The sequence below is a fragment of the Pseudoalteromonas sp. SG44-5 genome (assembly GCF_014164175.1).
GTDB lineage: Bacteria > Pseudomonadota > Gammaproteobacteria > Enterobacterales > Alteromonadaceae > Pseudoalteromonas > Pseudoalteromonas nigrifaciens.
Genome location: NZ_JACJES010000001.1, coordinates 315,049 through 337,141, shown reverse-complemented (window position 1 = coordinate 337,141; position 22,093 = coordinate 315,049). Strand labels below are relative to the sequence as shown.

Sequence of the window (22,093 nt, the reverse complement as noted above, 5' to 3'; positions counted from 1 at the left end):
ATTTATGATCACCCTTTACGGCATAAGCAATTGCGACACTATAAAAAAAGCTAAAAAATACTTAACCGATAACAACATTGAGTTTACTTTTCATGACTATCGCAAAGATGGCGTAAACGAGAGTATGGTTAGCAACTTTGCTGATAAACTTGATTGGGAGCAGCTTGTAAACAAGCGTGGCACCACTTACCGCGCTTTAAGCGATGATGAAAAACAAAGCTTAACTAAAGAAAAAGCGATACCGTTATTAGTTGAGCAGCCTGCAATGATAAAACGCCCTGTACTGGTTAATAATAACGAGTACCACTTAGGTTTTAAAGCAGCACAATACGATGAGATTTTTAAATAATGACAAATGACGTAATCGCTCTAGCGCAAGCCTTAATACAACGCGAATCAGTAACACCTGAAGATGCTGGCTGCCAGCAAATGATGAACGATAGATTGCAAGCAGTTGGCTTTAACATCGAATCGTTATTTTTTACCGATACCTTAAATACTTGGGCACGCAAAGGGACGCAATCGCCACATTTTTGTTTTGCCGGGCACACCGATGTAGTCCCCACAGGCCCTGAGAAAAACTGGCAGTACCCACCATTTTCTGGCCTAGTTGAAAATGGTTTATTACACGGGCGCGGTGCAGCCGATATGAAAGGCTCATTGGCTGCTATGCTGGTTGCTACTGAACGTTTTGTAACAAAGCACCCAGATCATAAAGGCTCTATTTCTTTTTTAATTACTTCAGATGAAGAAGGCCCATTTATAAACGGCACTACTCGGGTAATTGACACCCTTGAAGCTCGCGGTGAAAAAATAGATATGTGTTTAGTTGGCGAGCCTTCATCTCGTGATGTATTAGGCGATGTAGTTAAAAATGGACGCCGAGGCTCACTGACCGGCTTTTTAACTGTTAAAGGTATACAAGGGCATGTAGCATACCCGCAGTTAGCGCAAAACCCTATTCATTTAACTACTCCTGCACTCACTGAGCTAAGCCAAACAGTATGGGATCACGGTAACGAGTACTTTCCCGCCACTAGTTTTCAAATTTCAAATATAAATGGCGGCACTGGGGCCGGTAATGTGATCCCCGGGGAGTTAGAAGTACAGTTTAACTTTAGGTTTAGTACTGAAGTTACTCATACGCAATTACAACAACGCGTTAACGCTATTTTACAGCAGCATAATTTAAATTATGAATTAAGCTGGATTGTAAACGGCCAACCGTTTTTAACAGAGCACGGCCCACTGGTTGACGCCACAGTAAAGGCAATTAAATCGGTAACCGGTTTAACAACAAATCTAGAAACGACTGGCGGTACATCAGATGGGCGTTTTATTGCTCAAACCGGCGCTAAAGTAATTGAGCTTGGCCCGCGCAATGCCACTATTCATAAAGTAGATGAATGTGTAAGTACCGATGACTTAATTGCACTGTGCGATATTTACGAGCAAATTTTAGAAAACCTACTAACGTAATGAACTCAAAAAAAATAACCACAATGTGTATTACAGGACAAAGTGATACGCATTTAACCCAAATTCAAAATCATCGTTTGCACTGCAATATCGTTAATGATTTTTTAGCACTGCAAAGTGCCGCCAAAGCAGCAGGGTTTGAGCTTACAATAGCTTCCAGCTTTCGTGACTTTAACCGCCAAGCGGCTATTTTTAACGCTAAATTTTCAGGTGCACGCCCTGTTTATAATAAACAACAGCAAGTTGTTGAATTAGATAGCTTAAGCGATATAGATAAATGTATTGCCATTATGCTCTACTCTGCACTGCCTGGCGCAAGTAGACATCATTTAGGGACCGATTTAGATGTGTTTGATAAAGCGGCAGTGAGTGATGATTACCAGCTGCAACTCACGCCCGATGAATATCAACAAAGCGGCCCATTTGCCCCACTGAGCGACTGGCTAGATGCTAACTTAGCACTATTTGGGTTTTATCGGCCTTATCAGCATGACTTAGGTGGTGTAGCCCCCGAGCTTTGGCACATTAGCCATATTAAGCAGTCGCAATTACTGGTTAATATGCTTAGTCTGCAAGTACTGCATGAGTGTATAAGTAATAGTGACCTATTAGCCAAAGAGGCTATTTTAGCCAACTTACCCATGCTTTATGAGCGCTTTATAATAAACGTTAGCCCTGTTTAACTGGGCTGTTTTTTATTGAGCGTAAATACCAGCACTGCCCCCAAAATAACACTGCTGGCAACTATAAATTGCACGGTTAACTGCTCAGATAAAAACACCACGCCCGCAATGGCAGCAAGCACAGGTACACATAGCTGCACCACTGCTGCTTGGGTGCTTTTTAATTTTGGCATTGCCGTATACCAAATACTGTAACCAATACCTGAAGCTATTGCGCCACTGGCACATGCAAGTAACACCCCTTCTATGCGGATACTTTTTATATAACCCATACCTATTATTAGCAATATAGGCAAAGCAACTAAGCTGCGAATAAAGTTAAATGCAGAGGTTCTCAGTGGTGATATACAAGCTTTGCCTCGTATACTATAAACACCCCACGCTATGCCACTAATGGCCATAAGGGTCGCTCCAAATAATGAAGGTATTGCTGCAGAGGGCAACATTAAATAAACAAAACCGGCAAAAGCGCTTATAAATGCCAACCATTGTAATAGACTCAATTGCTCTTTTTTATAAATTCCCCAGCCAATCATAGTAAGTTGTACCGCGGAAAATAAAATAAGTGCACCAGTGCCGGTATCAAGCTCTATATACGCGATAGAAAAACACAATGCATAAACAAGCAAACTAATACTACTTCGCCAACTTCCTGTATCTTTTAATATTTCGCTATTAAACGTACCATTACGTTTTGTAGTATTAGTATAAAGCAGCATAATAATGGCTAAACATACAGCCCCGCTAAGTAAGCGAATAACAGTAAAGTTCCATGCATCTATATACCCTTGTGCGAGCGCCATTCTGCACAATAAAGAGTTAGCGGCAAACGCAATTAAAGCACTTAAAGTGTACAACGTTGTTTTCAAAAACAATCCTTAGCTAAAATAAGTACAGTTAACACTGCTAATTTAATGATTTTTAGATTTAGTTATTATAATAACATTACAATATTAATACGATTAACGCTTCGTTCACTGCTCGGCAGTTATGCTACGCTTTTTTACAATATTTCACATATTTTTTTAATGGGTGTATGTTAATCTTATTAAGTAAATTTAAAGGAGTGCTCAGTGCGCCGTAGCTTAATATTTAGTTTTTGTTTTATTTTAAGTGGTTGTAGTACCATAGGATTTAGCGATCTATTTAATGACTATGCGACTCAAGTAACCCCTGTAAGACAAGCAATAGAGAGTAACAACATAGCGCAAGCGCAGTCGCTTATTGCTAAAAATAGTAGTATGCACAGTAGCTACTTACTTAATCAACTAGAGCAAGCGCGTCTTGCCGACTTAGCTAATATGCAAAGCGATGCGCAAAGCCAATTTGAAAACGTTTATCAACAAGTACAAAACAAGCGCGAGGCTGCCAAAGTTCAGCTCAGTAGTGGGCTTGAACAAAGTAATGCTTTATTTACCAACGACTCGGCTATTACTTATATACCCGCCCCTTATGAAATGAGCATGCTGCATAGTTATAAAGCGCTTAATTACGTATATAAAAATGATGTTGAAGGTGCATTAGTTGAAGTTAGGCGGGCTAATAAAGTACAAGTAGACGCGCTTATTCAAAATCAGGCAGCGCTAGATTCCGCTACAAAAGAAGCGCAGCAGCATTATCCAAGTATGAGCAAGGTTACCCGAGACGTTAAAAATGGCTTTCAAAATGCTTATACTTTTTATTTATCCGCTTTATTGTACCAAAGCAGTAAACAGTATGATGATGCCTACATTGACTATAAAAAAGCACTCGAAATACAACCCAACAATATTTATTTGCAACGTGATGTACTTCGCCTTGCTAAAAAACAAGGCTTTGATCAAGACCTAAGCGACTTTAAAAAGCGCTTTGGTGAGGCAGCAAATATACCGTCTGAACAAGGCGAAGTAGTTATATTATTTGAACAAGGCTTAGTGCCTAAGCAACACGAATTTAAATTACGTTTACCTATTTTTACCTCTGGTGGTAATGCACGTTTTTATAGCTTAGCTATGCCAGTTTATAAAGACAAAGCCTATGTTCGTAGCATTAATAACATCAGTATTAATGCCCAAAACTTAGTATTAAGCCCGCTAGTGCACATAGAATCACTGGCTGCTAAAACGTTAGAAGATCAAATACCTGCCAGAATAGCGCGGCAAATACTACGTTTAGTCGCCAAAGAAAAAGTACGAGCCGAACTGGCTCGTAGCACCGGAGACGTAGGTAATATAATTGCGAACATTTATAACTTAGCCTCTGAGCAAGCCGATACACGTAGTTGGCTCACGCTACCAAATCAAATAAGTGTGGCGCGAAGTAGCTTAAACAGCGGCGCGCATTCATTAACCATAGGCACGCAAGCGCCAATAAATTTTACCGTTAGTAAGCAAAGGTTAACCTTAATTTATCTAACCTCTATAAATAACTACTTTAATTATCATGTAGTACAACTCTAGGAGCGATTATGAGATACATAATGCCATTATTTGCGGTTTTAATACTCAGTGCCTGTGCTGGCAAACCAGACACATCGGGTATAGCAATTGAGCAAGGTAATAAAACATTTAATCAGCAACTACGTGTTGATAACCCAGAGCTTGGTGAGAAACTAGCTATTAGTGACGTAAAAACACGTCAAACAAACCAATTAACTGACGTGGTAGTTACCTTAGCAAGCCAATATAAAAAGTCGCAATACTTACAGTATCAATTTAATTGGTACGACAAAGACGGCTTTGTTATTAAGGGTAATCACTCCCCTTGGCAAGCAATTACCTTATTTGGCTTTGCACAAACACAATTACCAGGCCTAGCACCCAGCCCAGATGCAGTTACCTTCTCATTAGCAGTAAGAGAAGTGTCTACCGATGCGCAAGAATTTAAAGAATAAAGGAAATAACAATGATCATACGTAAAAAATTCAAAACAGCTTCAACTTACGCGCTTATTGGTTTAAGTGCATTAGTATTAAGTGGTTGTGCAAATAAAGCGGTAGTTAGTTATGGCGACGCACAAGCCGTAGAAACCACTGACATTAACTTTGGCTCTACCGATTTACAAAAAGTAGCCAGCCAAATGACCGATTCACTATTAAGCTCTCCGGTTGTTGGCACCATGACCGCCAATAAACGCCCTGTGGTATTTGTTGAAAGAATTAAAAACAAAACCAGCGAGCACATTGATACCGAATCAATCACCGACTCTATTTCAACTCAGTTACTGCGTAGCGGAAAATTTAGATTTGTTGATATGACCCGAGTTGAAGCTATACGTGAGCAGCTTAAATTTCAAAACGAAGATGCATTAGTTAACCCCACGACTGCTGTGGCATTTGGTAAACAAATTGGTGCGCAGTATATGCTGTACGGCAACTTATCAAGCATAGTTAAATCCAATGCTGACAAATCAGACGTATACTATAAATTTACCATGCGTTTAATGGATATGGAAAGTGGCTTAGTTGAATGGGCTGACGAAACAGAAATTCGTAAAACGAAAGAAAAATCAACCTTTGGCTGGTAGTCAATAGGAGTTAATTATGAAAGCGATTACTGTATTAATGTGTACATTACTTACAATTAGCGCACCTGCATTGGCTAATTACGAGCGCAATAAAGCAGTAGCAGTACAACAAGTGCTATTTGGCGATGTGCAATCAGTGCGTAATATTACTGAGCAAGAGCTAGTACAAGATCAAAGCAATGGTTGGAAAACATTTGGCGGCGCTTTGCTTGGCGGCGTTGTTGGTAATCAGTTTGGCGGTGGCAGCGGGCGTACTGTTGCTACTATTTTGGGCTCAGTGATAGGCGGCAATGTAGCGCATAATCAACAGCAAAAAAGCCATTACCAACAAACTCGTTTAGTAGAGTTATTAATACAAGTTGAAAATGGAGACCAATTTATGGTGGTTCAAAATCAAGACCAATCAATGCGCTTTAGCAAAGGCGATAGTGTAAGGCTGGTGTATTTAAACGATAACAGCGTACGTGTTGATAAAGCCTATTAATAGCAATTATATTAACTTTAGCATAAGTAAAAACGAGCCTAAATTGGCTCGTTTTTTGTGTGTTTTAAAAGTTAGGCTTGTCGGTAATCTTTAAAAAAGCGCTGCATTTTAGTCATCGCATCCGTTAAATCATCTTTGTTGGGTAAAAACACCAATCTAAAATGATCAGGCTCAGGCCAGTTAAATGCACGCCCATGCACCAGTAATATTTTTTCGGCTTTGAGTAAATCAAACATCATTTGCTCATCGCTTTTAATATTAAAACGCGCGGTATCTACTTTAGCAAAAGCATATAAGGCACCTTTTGGTTTTACGCAGCTAATACCCTCTATTGCATTGAGCCCGCGCCACGCTATATCACGCTGTACATACAAACGCCCGCCTGGATTAATTAGGTTGTCGATTGATTGTACTCCGCCCAATGCTTGTTGAATGGCATATTGAGCAGGTACGTTAGCGCACAAACGCATAGATGATAAAATTTCTAGGCCTTTGCGTAAGTCACTCATAACCGACGTACGCCCACTTAACACCATCCAGCCCATTCTTAGGCCAGCAGCACGGTACGTTTTTGCTAAACCGTTAAAGGTAATAATAGGCACATCGTCGCACAGTGCACCAATTGAGCTATGCGTAATGCCGTCGTATAAAATCTTTTCGTAAATTTCATCACTTAACAGTAGTAACTTGTGCTCACGCGCTATGTCAATTAACTGCTGCAGTAAATCATCGCTATACACAGCCCCTGTCGGGTTATTTGGATTGATCAATACTAATGCTTTGGTTTTAGAGGTGATTTTACTTTTTATATCAGCAATATCCGGAAACCAATCTTGCTCTTCATCACATAAATAATGCACCGGATTGCCACCAGAGAGCTTAACTGCAGCGGTCCACAGAGGGTAATCGGGAGCGGGGATCAGCACTTCATCGTCATTATTTAACAATGCCTGCGTAACCATTTGAATCAGTTCGCTAACGCCATTGCCAATATAAATGTTATCTACATCTAAATTATATAAACCGCGTTGTTGATAATGCTGATAAATAGCCACCCGCGCCGAATAAAGCCCTTTAGAATCACAATAACCTTGGGCTGAATATAAATTGCGAATAATATCGCGGTGCATATCTTCTGGCATATCAAAGCCAAACGCAGCCGGATTACCAATGTTTAGCTTTAAAACTTTTTGGCCTTCGTCTTCCATTTTTTTAGCTTGGACTAAAACAGGGCCGCGAATGTCATAACAGACACCGTCTAATTTATGACTCATTTTAATTTCTGACATTACTACCTCTAAAGGGCACGAATAACCCTTAGAATAACTTAGTAAAGACGTAAAACACTAGTCAATTTAGTAACTTAATACTGAAATAAATTCATGTTTAATGCCTAAACCTACGCCTTTACTTATCTGCTTAACGTGATGCCAACCAGTTATTTAATAGCGTTTGAGATTGCGTCACTTGCGTCATTAACTGCGCTGATGCAGCAGTGGCTTGAGCTAAGTTATCGTTATTTAAACTTTGTTCAATTTCACCCGCTACCGCGGCCAAGCTATCGGCACCAAATTGAGCCGCATTCGACTTTAAACTATGAGCGTGGCGCACCGACGCTTCTTTATCTTGCCCAATTGTGGCCAACACTTCTGAGCCTAAGCGCTCAAATTCCACACAACAAAAGTCGAGAGTAGCTGCAAATTGCTCACCTAATAACGATTCCATACTCTCTAATGCTGCTTCGTTAATACTTACTTCTGTCATATTTTAACCCTTAAAAACAATCTATACTTAATTAACCTTAATCTATAACACTCTATAGCTAAGCGTAAAAAAATCCAACTTAATTACCTTATAAATGTATAATTACTCATAATGTACCTTCACCAAAAGTAGTTTAAATGGCTCGCTCACTGTGTAATTTTTGTTTGTTCGCACTTAATACTTGTATTTGCAGTGCTGTAACCTCTATTAACAATAAAGTAAAAGTAATTATTTTACAGCACCCTAGTGAAGAAAAAGTAACAAAAAACACGGCTAAACTATTAAATTTATGCCTAGCTGATTGCCAAATAATCAAAGGCGAAAGTAATAACGACTTTGCGCAGCTTCGTGCCCTACCTGTCAGCTCAACCGTTTTACTTTACCCTAATGAGCAGGCTATAAATTTAGATAATAACGACGCGCTAAACACACTACTACCTATTACGCATTTAATTGTTATTGATGGTACATGGAAAAAAGCCTATAAAATTTTACAGCTAAGCTCGCTACTGCAACGGTTTCAAACTGTAAGCTTTGCTAATTTACCTAAAAATCGTTACACAATACGTAAAGCTCCCCGCGCAGATAGCTTGTCAACGCTTGAGGCCGTTGCACATAGCTTACAGCTTATTGAACAGTTAAACCCTGCCCCACTTTATAATTTACTTGATGAATTAATACAAAAACAAACCCATCACATGCCTGCTCACGTAAAAGCACGTTACTTATAATTTATGATTAGTTTTTATAAATGATATTAGCGATGCGTAACTATCAAAATAGATTAAAACGCGGCTTTAGCCGTCAAGGTCCCGATTATCGTTTTGACGATCAAGTTGATTTTAGCGATATAAGAGACACTTTCGGTTTTAGATCTATGGTGGTAGGTAAATGGGTAAACAAAGAAGAGCGCTACATTAGTGCAAATTTAATTTATGATGCGCTTGCCGACCTAGCACAAATACTGCACTTACCACCTAAAGCAATTGGCCTGCGCGGTAAACTCAATTTTGCGTTTGGTGCTGGCGGACAAAAGCATGTACAAGCGCATTATAATGCAGCTAGCCAAACGCTTGCACTTGCAAAAAATGCCGGCGGTGGTGCGCTCGCCCATGAATGGTTTCATGCTTTTGATCATCATATAAGTGAGCATTTATTTGCAGCAAAACCACGCTTTGGTTTTGCGTCTAAACTGTGGTTATCAAACACGCCTAATTTATCGCATCCGCTCAATAATACGCTTAATGACTTTTACAAAAACGTGTTTTTAGATGCACAGGGCATTACTGCAAACCGATTTGTACAAACGTGCATTGAATACGATAAAGCAAAAAATATGAATTACATGAGTATGCCCGAGGAGCTAGCAGCGCGTTGCTTTGAAGCCTGTATAGCCAGCCACCCGCATATAAAAAATAGCTTTTTAGTCAGTGGGCTAAAAAGTAGTGATTTAATATACCCAGATGATGAGCACATTAACGCTGCAAATAAAGCGCTTAACCAATATTTTGAATTACTGGGTTATGCGCTTCATAAGTTAGATGAGTAAAGTGCTTTATTTAATCATTACCTGTCATCGCTAATACGACTTGCTACGGCACTGTTTTGATCTTTGTACTTAGCATCTTTACGCGTATTGTAAGGATTAGCACAAGGGCCTGTAAGTGTTTCAAAACTCATAGCACCAATTTTCATCATAGGTCTTAGTGCTAAAGGGAGTTTACCTGAGTTATAAAACTCTAAAACAATATTACCACTCCAACCGGGATCAATTCGATGCGCGGTTACATGCACCATTAAACCTAATCGTGCCAGCGATGAACGTCCATCTAGCCAGCCTACAATGTCTGCTGGCAGTGTTACTTTTTCATAGGTAATAGCCAGTGCAAGCTCGCCTGGGTGTAAAAAAAATGCTTCGCCTTCATCTAGCACAATTTCGTCGCTCATGATTGACTCCATGGCTTTATTGAGCTGATCTTTAGGGCCACTTAAATCTACATATGCTGCTGTATGTGCATGAAAAGTTCTAAATTTATTACCTAAGCGTAAGTCGGCAGTAACACCCGAAATCATCTCATCTGTAGGTGCAGGCTCAATAACAATACGGCCATCGTTTAGGTATTCTTTAATATGTGTATCTGAAAGTCTCATGGTGTATTAATCATCCGTAATCACAATCTCTACCGAGTTGTGATGCTGTTGATAGTAAAGCGTGCTGGCTATAAGCCGCGCTGCTGCGCTGTAAGTTTTGCTTATTGCTGCAGTGTTATCGCAAGCAATAAGTTTGCCCTGCTCAGAGTATTCTCGAATATCTATTGCAAGCGGAATATGTGATAGCACAGGAACGCCGTGCTTGTGTGCTAGTTTTTGTGCGCCATCTTTACCAAATACGTGGTTTGCCTCGCCGCAGTGGCTGCAAATGTAATGGCTCATATTTTCAATTAAGCCCAGCACTGGCACGTTTACTTTATTAAACATGGCGATGCCTTTTTGCGCATCGGCTAAGGCTAAATCTTGGGGTGTGGTAACAATTACTGTGCCACTTGCCGGTACTTTTTGGCTCATAGTAAGTTGAATGTCACCCGTACCTGGTGGCATATCAACAATAAGGTAGTCAAGCTCGCCCCAATCAGTTTCATTTAGTAGCTGGCTAAGCGCCCCCGATGCCATAGGCCCGCGCCATACAGTGGCGTCATCGCTGGGTACTAAAAAGCCGATTGATTGTGCTTTAATACCGTTTGCATCAAAAGGCTGTAACTGTTTGTTATCTTTAGTGATGGGCTCTGCGCCTACCAAGCCTAAAAGCATAGGGATTGACGGGCCATAAATGTCGGCATCTAAAATACCAACTTTTGCGCCTTCGCTGTGCAGCGCGCCTGCTAAATTAACAGCAGTAGTCGATTTACCCACCCCGCCTTTACCTGAAGCAATAAGCACAATATGTTTAATTGTTTTAAATTTTGCAGGCTCTTTAAGCTCTACCGTGGCCGACACAGTTACTGCCACCTTGAGAGCGTTAGTAACATGCTCTGCCACCATTGGCATTTCCGACTGTGCAGCAAATGGCAAAATTAAAGTAATAGTGAGCGATTTATCGTCGTTTTGGGTGATATTCTTAATGAAGCTTTCATCAATACCCACAGCAAAAGCGGCACTACGATACGCGGCTAAAGCAGCAAAGATCGGTTGTTTTTGCACCGATTTAGAAGAGAATAGTTTCGACAGTCCAAACATAGTAATTAAATAACGTTTCTTTGATGAAAAGTGCCTCGGAATTATGTAACATTCAGGGCATTAACACCAGTCAATTAATACAAATCCACAAGCTGTTGCGTTGTTAGCGCTTAGCTTGTAAATAAATTAATGATTTTCATCCGTTCCTTAATAGGAACCGTCAATTCGGAATGATTATGGCACAGCGAAAGATCCTGATTACCAGCGCATTACCTTATGCAAATGGCCCTACTCACTTAGGTCATTTATTGGAATATATTCAAACTGATATTTGGTCACGTTTTCAAAAACTACAAGGCCACGAAGCCTATTATGTTTGCGCCGACGATGCCCATGGCACGCCTATTATGCTTAACGCGCAAAAGCAAGGGATCACGCCTGAAGAAGCGGTAGAAAAAGTAAGTATTGAGCGTCAACGCGACTTTGCCGACTTTAATATTAAGTTTGATAATTATCACAGTACCCACAGCCAAGAAAACAAAGAGCTGAGTGAGCTTATTTATAATCGCCTAAACGATGCAGGGCATATTAAAAGGCACACTATTTCGCAGTTATTCGACCCAGAAAAAGGCATATTTTTACCCGATCGCTTTGTAACCGGTACGTGCCCAACCTGTAAGTCTGAAAATCAAAATGGCGACAACTGCGACTCATGTGGTGCAACATATAGTCCTACAGATTTAATTAACCCGCGCTCGGTTATGTCTGGTGCTGAGCCTATTTTAAAAGACTCTGAGCATTACTTTTTTGATCTGCCAGCATTTGAAGGCATGTTAAAAGAGTGGTTACACTCGGGTACTATTCAGCAAGAAATGGCTAACAAGCTTGATGAATGGTTTACTGATGGCCTGCAACAGTGGGATATTAGCCGTGATGCGCCTTACTTTGGTTTTGAAATACCAAACGCACCAGGTAAATACTTCTACGTTTGGTTAGATGCGCCTATTGGTTATATGGCCAGCTTTAAAAACCTGTGTGATAAAAAAGGTATCGACTTTGATGCTTTTTGGGCTGCAGATTCAGACGCTGAGCTTTACCACTTTATTGGTAAAGACATTATTTATTTTCATAGTTTATTTTGGCCAGCAATGTTAGAAGGCGCTAACTTTAGAAAGCCAACTAACGTATTTGCCCACGGTTTTGTTACCGTAAATGGCGAAAAAATGTCTAAATCGAAAGGCACGTTTATTAAAGCACGTACTTATTTAGATAATTTAAACCCAGAATATTTACGTTACTATTACGCGGCAAAATTAAGCGGCGGCATTGTTGATCTTGATTTAAACCTAGAGGACTTTGCGCAACGCGTAAACTCAGACCTAGTAGGTAAAGTAGTAAATATAGCAAGCCGTTGTGCGGGCTTTATTACTAAAAAGTTTGATGGCAAGCTAAGCGCAACCGTTATGCAACCCCAGTTGCTTAAAGAATTTCAAGCAGCTGCACCAAGCATTACAGCCCATTACGAAAACCGTGAGTTTAGCCGTGCAATTCGTGAAATAATGGCGCTTGCCGACAAAGCAAACCAATTTATAGATGCCGCAGCACCTTGGGTACTCATTAAAGACGAAACTAAACAACAAGAAGCGCACGAAGTTTGCTCATTAGGGCTTAACTTATTCCGCGTGTTAATTACCTACTTAAAGCCTGTACTGCCTGAAATGGCTGATAACGTAGAAGCATTCTTAAATGACGACCTTGCATGGGACGGCGTGCAAAATGCATTAGTAAGCCACCCAATCAATAAATTTAAACCGTTAATGCAACGTGTAGAAATGGACAAAGTAAATAAAATGGTTGAGGAGTCAAAAGAAAGCTTAGAATCAAAAGTGACTATTGACCCTAATAGCCCACTGGCTAAAGAGCCAATTTGTGATGAAATTGAATTTGACGACTTTGCAAAAGTAGACTTACGCGTAGCAAAAATTGCTAAAGCTGAGCACGTAGAAGGCGCCGATAAACTACTTAAGCTAACACTTGATTTAGGCGGCGAAACGCGCCAAGTGTTTGCGGGTATCAAATCGGCTTACGCTCCAGAGGATATTGAAGGTAAGCTTACTGTTATGGTTGCTAACCTTAAACCACGAAAAATGCGTTTTGGTATGTCAGAAGGCATGGTATTAGCTGCAGGGCCTGGCGGTAAAGAGATTTACATTCTTAACCCGGACGACGGCTCAGAGCCTGGCATGCGTGTAATGTAAGCTTTGCTTATAAATTTATATTTGCGTTAATATTTTTGTTAATGTAAAAAGCCGCTGAATTTATTAGCGGCTTTTTTATTAACCCAGCTTGTAGGTTATATTTATTTTAGCTAAATGAATAACTAAGCATTGCGAGCTAATATAAATTATCCAATTTATATACCTAATTTGTGGAAAGTACCCTTCACCGCTATTCCCATAAATCCAATATAAACCAATTAATGCATCGGCAATTGCCGCTAATACTAACCCTAAACTAACCAGCCATACTCCCAAAGGTGCGTTTAACCCGCGATATGTATTAAGCAGCACTAAACTCATTAATCCCACACTGGTTATAACAAAACTATGAAGCCCGGTTAATAGCAGTACATAATAACCTGCCTCTGGAATATGCATAAAATAAAAACAAAGCAGCGATATTAATAGCGTGCCCCCTAAATAAGCAGCCACATAATATAATGGATACATAACTAAACTACGGCTCGCCAACAACACAGCAATAAAGAGTAAGCTGTATCCGGGTACAAAAAACCATACAGAGTCAGCTAAATAGTCGTGCTTAATTACCTCGTTATAACGGTAATATTGATTATTTAAATTAAAATTTACCACGTCTCCACAAATGCATAGCACTAAGGAGGCTATGCATAATGAGGCAATATAACGTTGTTGTTTGTTTTTAGTGTGTTTATATACCCAGCAGGTAATACTGGCGCTATTAAATAACAAAATAATTAAGGTTATTATTTCAATAGCTAAAAGCACTTTACTCTGTGGTGAAGGCCATAAACCATATATACCTGCAGCTCCCACAAAAAGAGCCGCTAACCAAGCTAAAAACGAAAGCGTAATGTGTTTATTCATAAAACAAATCCAGTAAGCTGTTTTACGTTATTGTTTATTTTTGTCAGGGGTAGATTCTGCTTTCATAGTTTGCATCTCTTTTTCTGCTTTTAGCTTACATACGGCCAACTGCTCTAAACGCATGCTTTTAATTGCTTCTAGCGGATCATCAAGCGGTTTACTTTGCTGCGATAATGCATATTTAGCACTGTCATCATTTTTAGTTGTCATTATTAGCTACCTTTTATGTAATTTATATTTTGGGTTTATCATCATTTAGCTAAGCTCTTTGCAGCTATAATTTATACAGTACTTAAATTAACCAGATATCCGGATAATTAGCGATAGAAAAGCTTGAATAAATTATTGCTCAGCTGTACATTAGAATCCTCTAATGTACAAAGGTGTATTATGCGCTCTATTTTATTATTTACCAGCTTGGTTGTTTCATCAAGCGTATTAGCTAATAGCGACGATGCATACTTTGCTCGCAGCACTGTTAAAGCATTTTCAACTGATTTAAAAAATGTTTTAGTAAGTACCATGAAAGCGAGCGGGCCTGTTGCAGCAATTGAAGTATGCAATATTAGTGCGCCGGCTATTGCACTACAACACAGTGCGAATGAGTGGGAAATTAGTCGTACATCATTAAAAGTGCGCAATCCTAATAACCAAGCTAACGAGTGGTTAAATTCAATACTGCTCGATTTTGAGCAGCGTAAAGAAAATGGCGAACCTATAGCAAATATTGAACATCAAGAACAAAAAGCCGGTGCTTGGTATTTAGTCAAAGCAATTCCTACTGGGCAGGCTTGCTTAGCCTGCCATGGTAGTGAATTAAAACCTGAAGTAAAAAACAAATTAACTGAGCTTTATCCAAGCGATAAAGCGACTGGTTTTAATTTGGGCGATATACGAGGCGCTTTTGTTGTAAAAAAGCACCCTTAAATACTATTATTATTCAAACTGTTAAACCTCTTACCCTGAGTGCTGATTAAGTATTAATATTGGGGTTACCGCCTTATTTAACACATATTAAAGTAAGTGTTCTACAGGCAGGTAGCCAAATAACCAAGCCTGAAAACGTACCCAGGTGCTGGCCTCTGGCTCAGAGTTTTTACTTACCACTTTAGTGGGTGTAATTGATTCATCTAACCACAGTAAGTCGTGATTAAAACCCCACCAATTCTCAGTTTTAGTGACATCTAATCGCCATGCATGGCGAGGTAACTCTTCTAAAAATATATCTGCTGCTGTGCTTGCCATTTTGTCACTGTAAATTACAACACCTATTTCGGTATTTAAATTAATTGAACGTGGATCTAAGTTCATTGAGCCAACAAAAAGCGTATTACGATCAAAAATCATTGTTTTAGCATGTAAGCTCGCTTTTGATGAACCAGCTAAATCGGTGATTTTTTTATGTTTTGCTTTATCTTTAGATTTAATTTTAGGCTTAGACTTAGGTTTTACTGTAGCGCGTAACTCCCATAATTTAACGCCCGCCTCTATAAGTGACTCACGATAGTTTGCATAGCCGGCGTGCACAACGGGTACGTCGTTGGCCGAGAGCGAATTGGTTAAAATGGTCACATTAGCACCGGTATTAATCCAACGTTTTAAGCTTGCAACGCCTGCATCACCGGGAATAAAATAAGGTGAAACAATTAATGCTTCACTATGTGCATCATTAAGTAAATTACTTAATGCTGGGGCCATATAACCGGTATTATCATCACTCTCATTCATTATTTTATCAGGATGATCGTATACTAATTCAGAGTTTGCCCAGTAAAGTGCTAGCTGTCCGCGTAGCAAATTATCAATAATATCCAGTGACTCTAAACGCCGTAGATAGGCTTTACTTTGCTCACTAGTATATATTTTAGCGAGTTGTTTTCGTACTTGTTCTAGTTTAGCTGCACTCGATGCAGGCGCTATATATTTAATCGCTACCGAGAGTGAATGATTCCAATATAAATCAAATGCAGTGGCCACACGCGGGGCAAATTCCCCTACGCCAAGTACATCTAAATCAGAAAAGTTAGTGTAAATATTGGCAGAAAAATAAGTATCTCCAATATTACGGCCACCAATAATAGCCGCCTGATTATCAACAATAAACGACTTGTTATGCATGCGCCTATTGATCTGTTTAAAATTAGTTAAAAAATCAACATAAGGTAAAGTGCGATTTGAAAACGGATTAAATAACCGTACTGACACATTAGGGTGTTGCACCAAGGCACTAAATAAAGCGTCTTGGCTTTCGTGGCCAAAGTCATCTAGTAACATGCGTACCCGCACGCCTCTATCGGCTGCACGAAGTAAGTAATGAGTGAATATTTTGGCCGTAGTATCGTTATGAAATAAGTAATACTGCACATCAATAGACATTTCGGCTTTTTCTATTAATAACAGCCTAGTTGCAAATGCATCAAGGCCATCACCAAGTAGATAGAACCCTGAGCTCGCAGGGTGTTTACTCGCCTCTAATGCTATGCCTTTAGCTAAGCTAGTATTTTGCGTTTTGCTAAATGCATAGCTAGGTTCGGCTTGAACCTTAGGATAACTAGCGCAACCAAAAAGCATGCTTATAACCATAAATAAACAAAGGGAAATTGCCGATAAATATCGCATAAATGCTATCAGTTCTCATAATATGTGAGCCTAGTTATATAGGTGATTTAAATGATTATACTATTATTGGGCTGGTTTCTCGATAGTGTTGACTTTACTTGCCCTTTTTTTAACTGAGTAAATTGTAAAAGGTAGCATAATTAATTGATTTAATAAAAAACCAAATACTAGCCCAAACGCAATACCGGTAAAAGTAAGCGGTATGCCTAATTTAAAGTTATCAATAGTATTTTTTAATATACCGAAACGGGTGGGAGTAAACATATAAATTAGTTTTTCAAAAAAGTTACCCTGTTTAAATATAGTCATTCCACCTTCTAAATCTGCAAATAAATCAAGGGTTAACAGCTTTTGTTGTGCATCAGTTTTAACACTTGGCTCGCTATTGCGTAAGTGTCTATCAATCATTGCTTTAACACTGGGAAATGCATGCATTTGGGCGGTGGCTTTATAACCATCAACTTGCCATTTTGTTGCCTGATACAAGCCTGCTAAATGTTGCTGATAATGATCCGTAAGTTGCGGTACTTGCAACGCTATAATTAACGCAACAGCAAAGGTTAGCTTATCAAATATTCTTACTATCATGATTAATTCCCCTTAGCATTTGCGTATTAAAGTTAAAAGTCTATTTATAAATTTAATCTAAAAAGCGATCACTTATGTCCTCTGCTGGCAACCAACAAGCATTTGTACGCCCAAACCACTTATAACGTCTAGCACCAATAAAATCATAACCCCAATCTCGTAATGGCCGAGGTATTATGAGTAACACTTGCAACAACGGCCATAAACCCGATAACTGCCCAGCAGTACGAAGTGCCGCTGTTGACTTAAACCAAATGCCACTATCGTCAATAAGCACCACAGAACCCAGCTTACTTGTAGCTTCACTTCCCTGCTGCTTAAGTAAGTTTTTTGCTACAGTTGACTGCAATGACGCAAAGCGAAATTTTTTATATGGATCATGCTCAATCACAAAGCGTACCGAGCCTGTGCATAAATTGCATACGCCATCGAACAGTAATATAGGCGATTTTTTAGTCTTTAAGCTCATATTATTGACTCTGCTGAACAGGTGTTAAAAAATAGCAGGAATATCAAGCTACTATAATTACCATCAATTTACATTCGTTTTATTACTTTATGCAATACAACTCAATGGGTATAACCCGGGTTTTTATTTAGCTGCTAAAATACAAACACGCTTATTCAAGCGCTTTTAATAATCGATCAGTTCGCGGTAAATAATAGTTATCGTAATCAAGCGATACAATTACTCGCTCTGCTTTACCTAACATTTCGCTACGCGGGATCAAGCCTATTACGCGAGAATCGGCACTGTTATCGCGGTTATCCCCCATGGCTAAATAGTAATTATTCGGGATTGTGATTTTATCAAACCCTGCTAATCGCGACGCTCTATTGGCTACTCTTATTGAGTGTTTATGACCGTTTAAGTTTTCAATTTTATCAAGTGAACCTAAATTACTGTGCAAACGAGCATAGTTAAGCTTTTTACCATTAATAATAAGCTCGTTATGCTCAAGCGACACAGTATCGCCAGGTACGCCTATTACCCGCTTTATTAAGCGGTTATCAGCTTTTTTTGAATCAAATACTATGATATCACCTGCTTGTGGGTCGCCTAACTTCATTAGTGGTATATGCGTAAAGGGTAAGCGTAAATCGTAAGCCATTTTATTTGTTAAAACTCTGTCGCCTACTTCAATGGTGGGCCGCATAGAGCCTGTAGGTACTTCGTACCAATCGGCAACTGCACTTCTAAATACGCTCATTAACGCTATAAATATGATTAATGAACGGTTATTTTTCCAAAATTTAATCAGTGTTTTCATACAATATTCCCACCATTTTATCGACTAAAACTAAGACGCTAAAAATCAATCGCAGTTCAATTACTAATGTAACAAAACATGTTTAAGGTGAGCTAAAATACCAAGGTATAAGGTTATACCTTGGTTAAAAGTGCGGAGGGATTACTGATTTAACTTATCTTTTGCGGCTTGTACTTTCGAAAAGTCTAAACCTAACTCGTCTGTCGCTTCTTTAATTAAGTGCGGCTGAGTCATCACTACTGCCATTAGTTGCTGTAGTTTTTCAGGTGGTATACCAAGTTGTTGCACCATGGCCATTGCCATCATTGGGTTTTGCGTTAATGCTTCAAATAGCTCGGCTATTTGCTCGTCGCTTACATTATGCTCTTTTAAAGTGGCGATAATTGGATTCATTATTAACCTTATTATGTGTGTTATAACTAAATTATATTGACTACCAGAGACATAAACAATGCCTATACATTACACGTACTGGTTTATTCTACACTTAACACTACTTTACCGGCGTTTTCATTGCGCTCTAAAATAGCATGAGCCTCGCTTGCTTGGCTCCAAGGTAGCACTTTATATAAATTAAAATCGTAGCTTTTACTTGCAATATCGCTATAAAAACGCGCTACAAAATCATCTCTTAATGCGCGTTTAAACTCTATACTACGGTTTCTAAGTGTTGATGCATGAAACGAGATACGTTTTTGCAGTAAACGGGCAAAATCAACTTCAGCAAAACGACCATCTAAAAATGCCAGCATTACAATTTGGCAATCCATAGCCGCAACAGCCGCATTTTTGTTTAAATAACTACCCGAAACAGGATCTACAATTGTGTTAGCCGTTAGGTTATTAGCCTTCATATATTCTACAAAATCAGTGGTTTTATAGTTTATAGCATGATCGGCGCCCAGTGCTTTGGCATGTGCACATTTTTCATCTGAACCTGCGGTTATAACCACAGTTGCCCCTGCGCTTTTAGCCATTTGAATTGCAGCACCACCCACACCGCTTGCACCTGCATGAATTAACGCCGTTTGCCCAGCTTGTAATTTACCTAATTCAAACAAAGCACCAAATGCTGTTAAATATACTTCACTTATTGCAGCGCCCTCTCTCATAGACACGTCATCTGGTAACTCCATTAGCTGTTTGGCATCAACCGCAACATATTCACTGTAAGCACCACCAGCACATAAAGCAAAAACGCGTTTATTAAGCCAAATTTTATCAACTTTACCACCAATATCGCAAACGATGCCTGCGCACTCTAACCCTAATATTTGGCTGTCATCTTTTGGCGCCGGATACTTACCTTGGCGTTGCATACAATCGGCGCGATTTACACCAATGGCGGCTACTTTTACCAGTACTTCATGGCTCTTTAAAACCGGTTTATTGGTTTCACTAAATGCAAGTATGCCATCTTCATGAGAAATGTATTTCATTGCCACTCCTAAGCTTTATATAACTAAACGCTATTACTAAACGTTGCATAACTAAATTAATGTAATTTATATATGGGGATCAAAACACCTTATTTAAAGCGCCAACTTTGTTTATATGGATACACGTCGGGTAAATAGCCTTGTTGTACCTGTTGTTGGCACGTTTGCCAAAATTGGGCGTTAAATAAATCGCTGTGATGACTATTAAAAGCATTAAATGCCAATTCATTAGCACTAAAAAACACTTTAAATTGACTCGGGAAAATATCATTTGGCTCTATATCAAAATACGAGTCTGAACTTAGCTCTTCTAGCGCATTTTGCGTTTGCGGCACTTCTCTAAAGTTGCAATCGGTAAGTGGGCAAATTTCGTCATAATCATAAAAAACTACCCGCCCCCAGCGCGTAACACCAAAGTTTTTCATCAGCATATCCCCAGGGAAAATATTAGCACCGGCCAAGTCTTTAATTGCTCTGCCGTAATCTAGCATCACTTGTGCAAGTGCTTTGCTGTCGCAATCATTTATATATAAATTAAGCGGGGTCATTTTTCGCTCAACATAAACATGTTTTAAAATAAGCGCCTTGCCCGAAATAATTAAACTGGACCCAATGTGCTCTTTCATTTGTTGCAGCAACTGCCCGCTAAAGCGGCTCAAATCAAACGCTAAATACCTAAACTCATGCGTATCTACCAGTCGCCCTACTCTATCGGCTTGTTTTACAAAGTTGTATTTTTCTTTTACTTGCGCTTTAGTGGCGGTTTTTGGTGCGCTAAATTTATCTTTAATTACTTTATAAACATGGTCTGAGCCAGCAATAGTAAACACTAGCATTACCATACCCGGTGTACCTGGCGCAGCCACATACTTAAAGCTCGCGGGGCTATTTTTAGTGGTATCTACTTTATAACGATAAAACTCTGTTTTGGCATGTTTTATAAAGCCAATCGCATTAAATAGCTCAAAGCGCTGTTTATGCGGCATAAGTACACTTAAGTAATCTACATAACGCGCTGGTTGGTCGGTATCGACCATAAAATACGTGCGCGCAAATCCAAATAGTAAACTTAGCTGGTCGGCGCCCATCATTACCGCATCAATTTTAAGCCCCTTGGGGGTATTTAAAATGGCAATAGCAAAGGGCATATTATCGCCATTTTTAGCAATGCATCGGCCTATTAAGTAACAGGCTTTGTTTCTATAAAAATGTGAATATGCATATTCTATATAGCCGTCATTTAAGTTTATTAACTCATAAACTTGTCGACATTGTTGCTTAGCACCTTGCGTTAAAGTAGCCTGCAGGGTGGCAACATCTTGGTTTAAATTACTAAATGGCACTCTAAAAACCTGATTAGTGATCAGCGTTTTTATTGCGCTATTAAAGCCATGCTGCAATGAAATACGTTTAACTAAGCTGTCGTATGGTCGAGGTTGAGTACGATATTTAGCTTTTAATACAAATAAATGCACAGTACGTATTTTTTTATCGTCCCAAATAGCACCAAAGGTAGAATTAAAAAAAGTATGCGCTATTGGCTCGTTTTCATGATTTTTTACCATGTTGCCATAAATATTTTTAGCTAATTGCCAGGTCTGTGGACAACTTAACTCCGCGTAGGCAATAACCTTTACCGCTTCACTTACACTTTTAACTTGGCGCTCATACACTTGTAAGCGCTCGCGCATAGCACTTTGTACCTCGTGATATTGTCGCTGTTCAAAGCGGCTTTGTGCGCCTAAGGTTATATTTAAAAAGGTGGCAAACATAGCTTCAAACCCAGCAAAAACGGCGCGCGCTAACTTAGTCGCAATCACATCTTGCACTGTACTATTTTGCAGTTTATTCGTTATTGTATCTGGCATATTTACTAGGCTTATTACGGCTATTATTTTTTAGTTGTTTACACCTTAGCAAGCAGGCTTTAATTTAGATAATTAATACAGTAAATAAATAAGAT

At 39.3% G+C, this 22,093-nt stretch carries 25 protein-coding genes; 11 read left to right on the top strand and 14 right to left on the bottom strand.

The genetic code is table 11. The features are described 5' to 3' along the window. Positions 1-4: 4 nt before the first annotated feature. From H5079_RS01670 to H5079_RS01660, 3 genes are read left to right on the top strand one after another with little or no spacing between them, the layout of a single operon-like run. Complete coding sequence (locus tag H5079_RS01670) at positions 5-349, top strand: ArsC family reductase (RefSeq protein ID WP_086994314.1); 345 nt, start codon at positions 5-7, stop codon at positions 347-349. After that, positions 349-1,479 carry a succinyl-diaminopimelate desuccinylase gene (dapE, locus tag H5079_RS01665; protein ID WP_011328012.1) on the top strand — a complete coding sequence of 377 codons (1,131 nt, stop codon included), beginning with the start codon at positions 349-351 and terminating at the stop codon, positions 1,477-1,479. The genes H5079_RS01670 and dapE overlap by 1 nt, the downstream gene beginning before the upstream one ends. After that, a complete protein-coding gene (locus H5079_RS01660) occupies positions 1,479-2,162 on the top strand; it encodes a M15 family metallopeptidase (RefSeq protein ID WP_182683278.1) in 684 nt (227 codons plus the stop codon). Before dapE ends, H5079_RS01660 begins: the two co-directional genes overlap by 1 nt. Here H5079_RS01660 and H5079_RS01655 read toward each other — a convergent pair. Continuing rightward, positions 2,159-3,031 (bottom strand): DMT family transporter, encoded by an 873-nt coding sequence (locus H5079_RS01655; RefSeq protein WP_182683277.1) that lies wholly within the window; start codon positions 3,029-3,031, stop codon positions 2,159-2,161. The genes H5079_RS01660 and H5079_RS01655 overlap by 4 nt on opposite strands. Positions 3,032-3,235: 204 nt before the next feature. On the opposite strand from H5079_RS01655, the gene H5079_RS01650 reads away from it, so the two are divergent. The 4 genes from H5079_RS01650 to H5079_RS01635 are packed head-to-tail and all read left to right on the top strand — an operon-like array spanning position 3,236 to position 6,150. Then, the gene (locus H5079_RS01650; protein WP_182683276.1) at positions 3,236-4,600 is read left to right on the top strand and encodes a COG3014 family protein; all 1,365 of its coding nucleotides are present in this window, start codon (positions 3,236-3,238) and stop codon (positions 4,598-4,600) included. A gap of 8 nt (positions 4,601-4,608) precedes the next feature. Next, positions 4,609-5,034 carry a YcfL family protein gene (locus tag H5079_RS01645; protein ID WP_058373255.1) on the top strand — a complete coding sequence of 142 codons (426 nt, stop codon included), beginning with the start codon at positions 4,609-4,611 and terminating at the stop codon, positions 5,032-5,034. A gap of 11 nt (positions 5,035-5,045) precedes the next feature. After that, positions 5,046-5,666, top strand: coding sequence for a penicillin-binding protein activator LpoB (lpoB, locus tag H5079_RS01640; RefSeq protein WP_011328006.1), 621 nt, complete (start codon positions 5,046-5,048; stop codon positions 5,664-5,666). A gap of 16 nt (positions 5,667-5,682) precedes the next feature. Next, the gene (locus H5079_RS01635) at positions 5,683-6,150 is read left to right on the top strand and encodes a glycine zipper 2TM domain-containing protein (protein WP_086994301.1); all 468 of its coding nucleotides are present in this window, start codon (positions 5,683-5,685) and stop codon (positions 6,148-6,150) included. A 71-nt stretch (positions 6,151-6,221) separates the two neighbouring features. On the opposite strand, the gene H5079_RS01630 is transcribed toward H5079_RS01635, so the two are convergent. Continuing rightward, positions 6,222-7,439, bottom strand: coding sequence for a pyridoxal phosphate-dependent aminotransferase (locus H5079_RS01630; RefSeq protein WP_011328004.1), 1,218 nt, complete (start codon positions 7,437-7,439; stop codon positions 6,222-6,224). Positions 7,440-7,569: 130 nt separating this feature from the next. Beyond that, entirely contained in the window at positions 7,570-7,914 is a 345-nt protein-coding gene (locus H5079_RS01625) for an Hpt domain-containing protein (RefSeq protein ID WP_058373251.1), read from the bottom strand. A 137-nt stretch (positions 7,915-8,051) separates the two neighbouring features. Here H5079_RS01625 and H5079_RS01620 point away from each other — a divergent pair, with 137 nt between their 5' ends. Then, positions 8,052-8,645 carry a tRNA-uridine aminocarboxypropyltransferase gene (locus H5079_RS01620; RefSeq protein ID WP_089368184.1) on the top strand — a complete coding sequence of 198 codons (594 nt, stop codon included), beginning with the start codon at positions 8,052-8,054 and terminating at the stop codon, positions 8,643-8,645. A gap of 32 nt (positions 8,646-8,677) precedes the next feature. Further along, positions 8,678-9,463: a CLCA_X family protein gene (locus tag H5079_RS01615; protein WP_182683275.1), complete on the top strand. Its 786-nt coding sequence runs from the start codon at positions 8,678-8,680 to the stop codon at positions 9,461-9,463. Between the two features lie 17 nt (positions 9,464-9,480). Here H5079_RS01615 and dcd read toward each other — a convergent pair whose 3' ends face one another. Further along, positions 9,481-10,065 (bottom strand): dCTP deaminase, encoded by a 585-nt coding sequence (gene dcd / locus H5079_RS01610; RefSeq protein ID WP_011328000.1) that lies wholly within the window; start codon positions 10,063-10,065, stop codon positions 9,481-9,483. A 6-nt stretch (positions 10,066-10,071) separates the two neighbouring features. Continuing rightward, positions 10,072-11,148, bottom strand: coding sequence for an iron-sulfur cluster carrier protein ApbC (gene apbC, locus H5079_RS01605; RefSeq protein ID WP_089368183.1), 1,077 nt, complete (start codon positions 11,146-11,148; stop codon positions 10,072-10,074). A 176-nt stretch (positions 11,149-11,324) separates the two neighbouring features. Between apbC and metG the strand changes: the two genes are divergently transcribed. Next, positions 11,325-13,346, top strand: a complete 2,022-nt coding sequence (gene metG / locus H5079_RS01600) for a methionine--tRNA ligase (protein WP_011327998.1) — start codon at positions 11,325-11,327, stop codon at positions 13,344-13,346. A 78-nt stretch (positions 13,347-13,424) separates the two neighbouring features. Here the strand turns inward: metG and H5079_RS01595 are convergent, their stop codons facing one another. Together H5079_RS01595 and H5079_RS01590 are read right to left on the bottom strand one after the other, a co-directional pair. Beyond that, a complete protein-coding gene (locus H5079_RS01595) occupies positions 13,425-14,213 on the bottom strand; it encodes a hypothetical protein (protein WP_182683274.1) in 789 nt (262 codons plus the stop codon). Between the two features lie 27 nt (positions 14,214-14,240). Next, entirely contained in the window at positions 14,241-14,423 is a 183-nt protein-coding gene (locus H5079_RS01590) for a hypothetical protein (protein WP_011327996.1), read from the bottom strand. 180 nt (positions 14,424-14,603) lie between these two features. Here H5079_RS01590 and H5079_RS01585 point away from each other — a divergent pair, with 180 nt between their 5' ends. Further along, complete coding sequence (locus H5079_RS01585; RefSeq protein ID WP_011327995.1) at positions 14,604-15,140, top strand: DUF3365 domain-containing protein; 537 nt, start codon at positions 14,604-14,606, stop codon at positions 15,138-15,140. Between the two features lie 87 nt (positions 15,141-15,227). Here H5079_RS01585 and H5079_RS01580 read toward each other — a convergent pair whose 3' ends face one another. From H5079_RS01580 to aceK, 7 genes are all read right to left on the bottom strand, one after another. Next, positions 15,228-16,784, bottom strand: coding sequence for a phospholipase D family protein (locus H5079_RS01580; protein WP_182683273.1), 1,557 nt, complete (start codon positions 16,782-16,784; stop codon positions 15,228-15,230). A gap of 111 nt (positions 16,785-16,895) precedes the next feature. Beyond that, positions 16,896-17,420: a DUF2937 family protein gene (locus H5079_RS01575; protein WP_011327993.1), complete on the bottom strand. Its 525-nt coding sequence runs from the start codon at positions 17,418-17,420 to the stop codon at positions 16,896-16,898. A gap of 52 nt (positions 17,421-17,472) precedes the next feature. Then, on the bottom strand, positions 17,473-17,889 hold the full coding sequence (locus H5079_RS01570; protein ID WP_089368177.1) for a thiol-disulfide oxidoreductase DCC family protein: 417 nt from the start codon (positions 17,887-17,889) through the stop codon (positions 17,473-17,475). A gap of 151 nt (positions 17,890-18,040) precedes the next feature. Then, positions 18,041-18,691: a signal peptidase I gene (lepB, locus tag H5079_RS01565; protein ID WP_089368176.1), complete on the bottom strand. Its 651-nt coding sequence runs from the start codon at positions 18,689-18,691 to the stop codon at positions 18,041-18,043. 141 nt (positions 18,692-18,832) lie between these two features. Continuing rightward, complete coding sequence (locus tag H5079_RS01560; RefSeq protein ID WP_058373242.1) at positions 18,833-19,084, bottom strand: DUF2999 domain-containing protein; 252 nt, start codon at positions 19,082-19,084, stop codon at positions 18,833-18,835. An 83-nt stretch (positions 19,085-19,167) separates the two neighbouring features. Next, entirely contained in the window at positions 19,168-20,130 is a 963-nt protein-coding gene (locus H5079_RS01555) for a zinc-binding dehydrogenase (protein WP_086995580.1), read from the bottom strand. A gap of 89 nt (positions 20,131-20,219) precedes the next feature. Then, the gene (aceK, locus tag H5079_RS01550; RefSeq protein WP_182683272.1) at positions 20,220-21,998 is read right to left on the bottom strand and encodes a bifunctional isocitrate dehydrogenase kinase/phosphatase; all 1,779 of its coding nucleotides are present in this window, start codon (positions 21,996-21,998) and stop codon (positions 20,220-20,222) included. Positions 21,999-22,093: the final 95 nt, after the last annotated feature.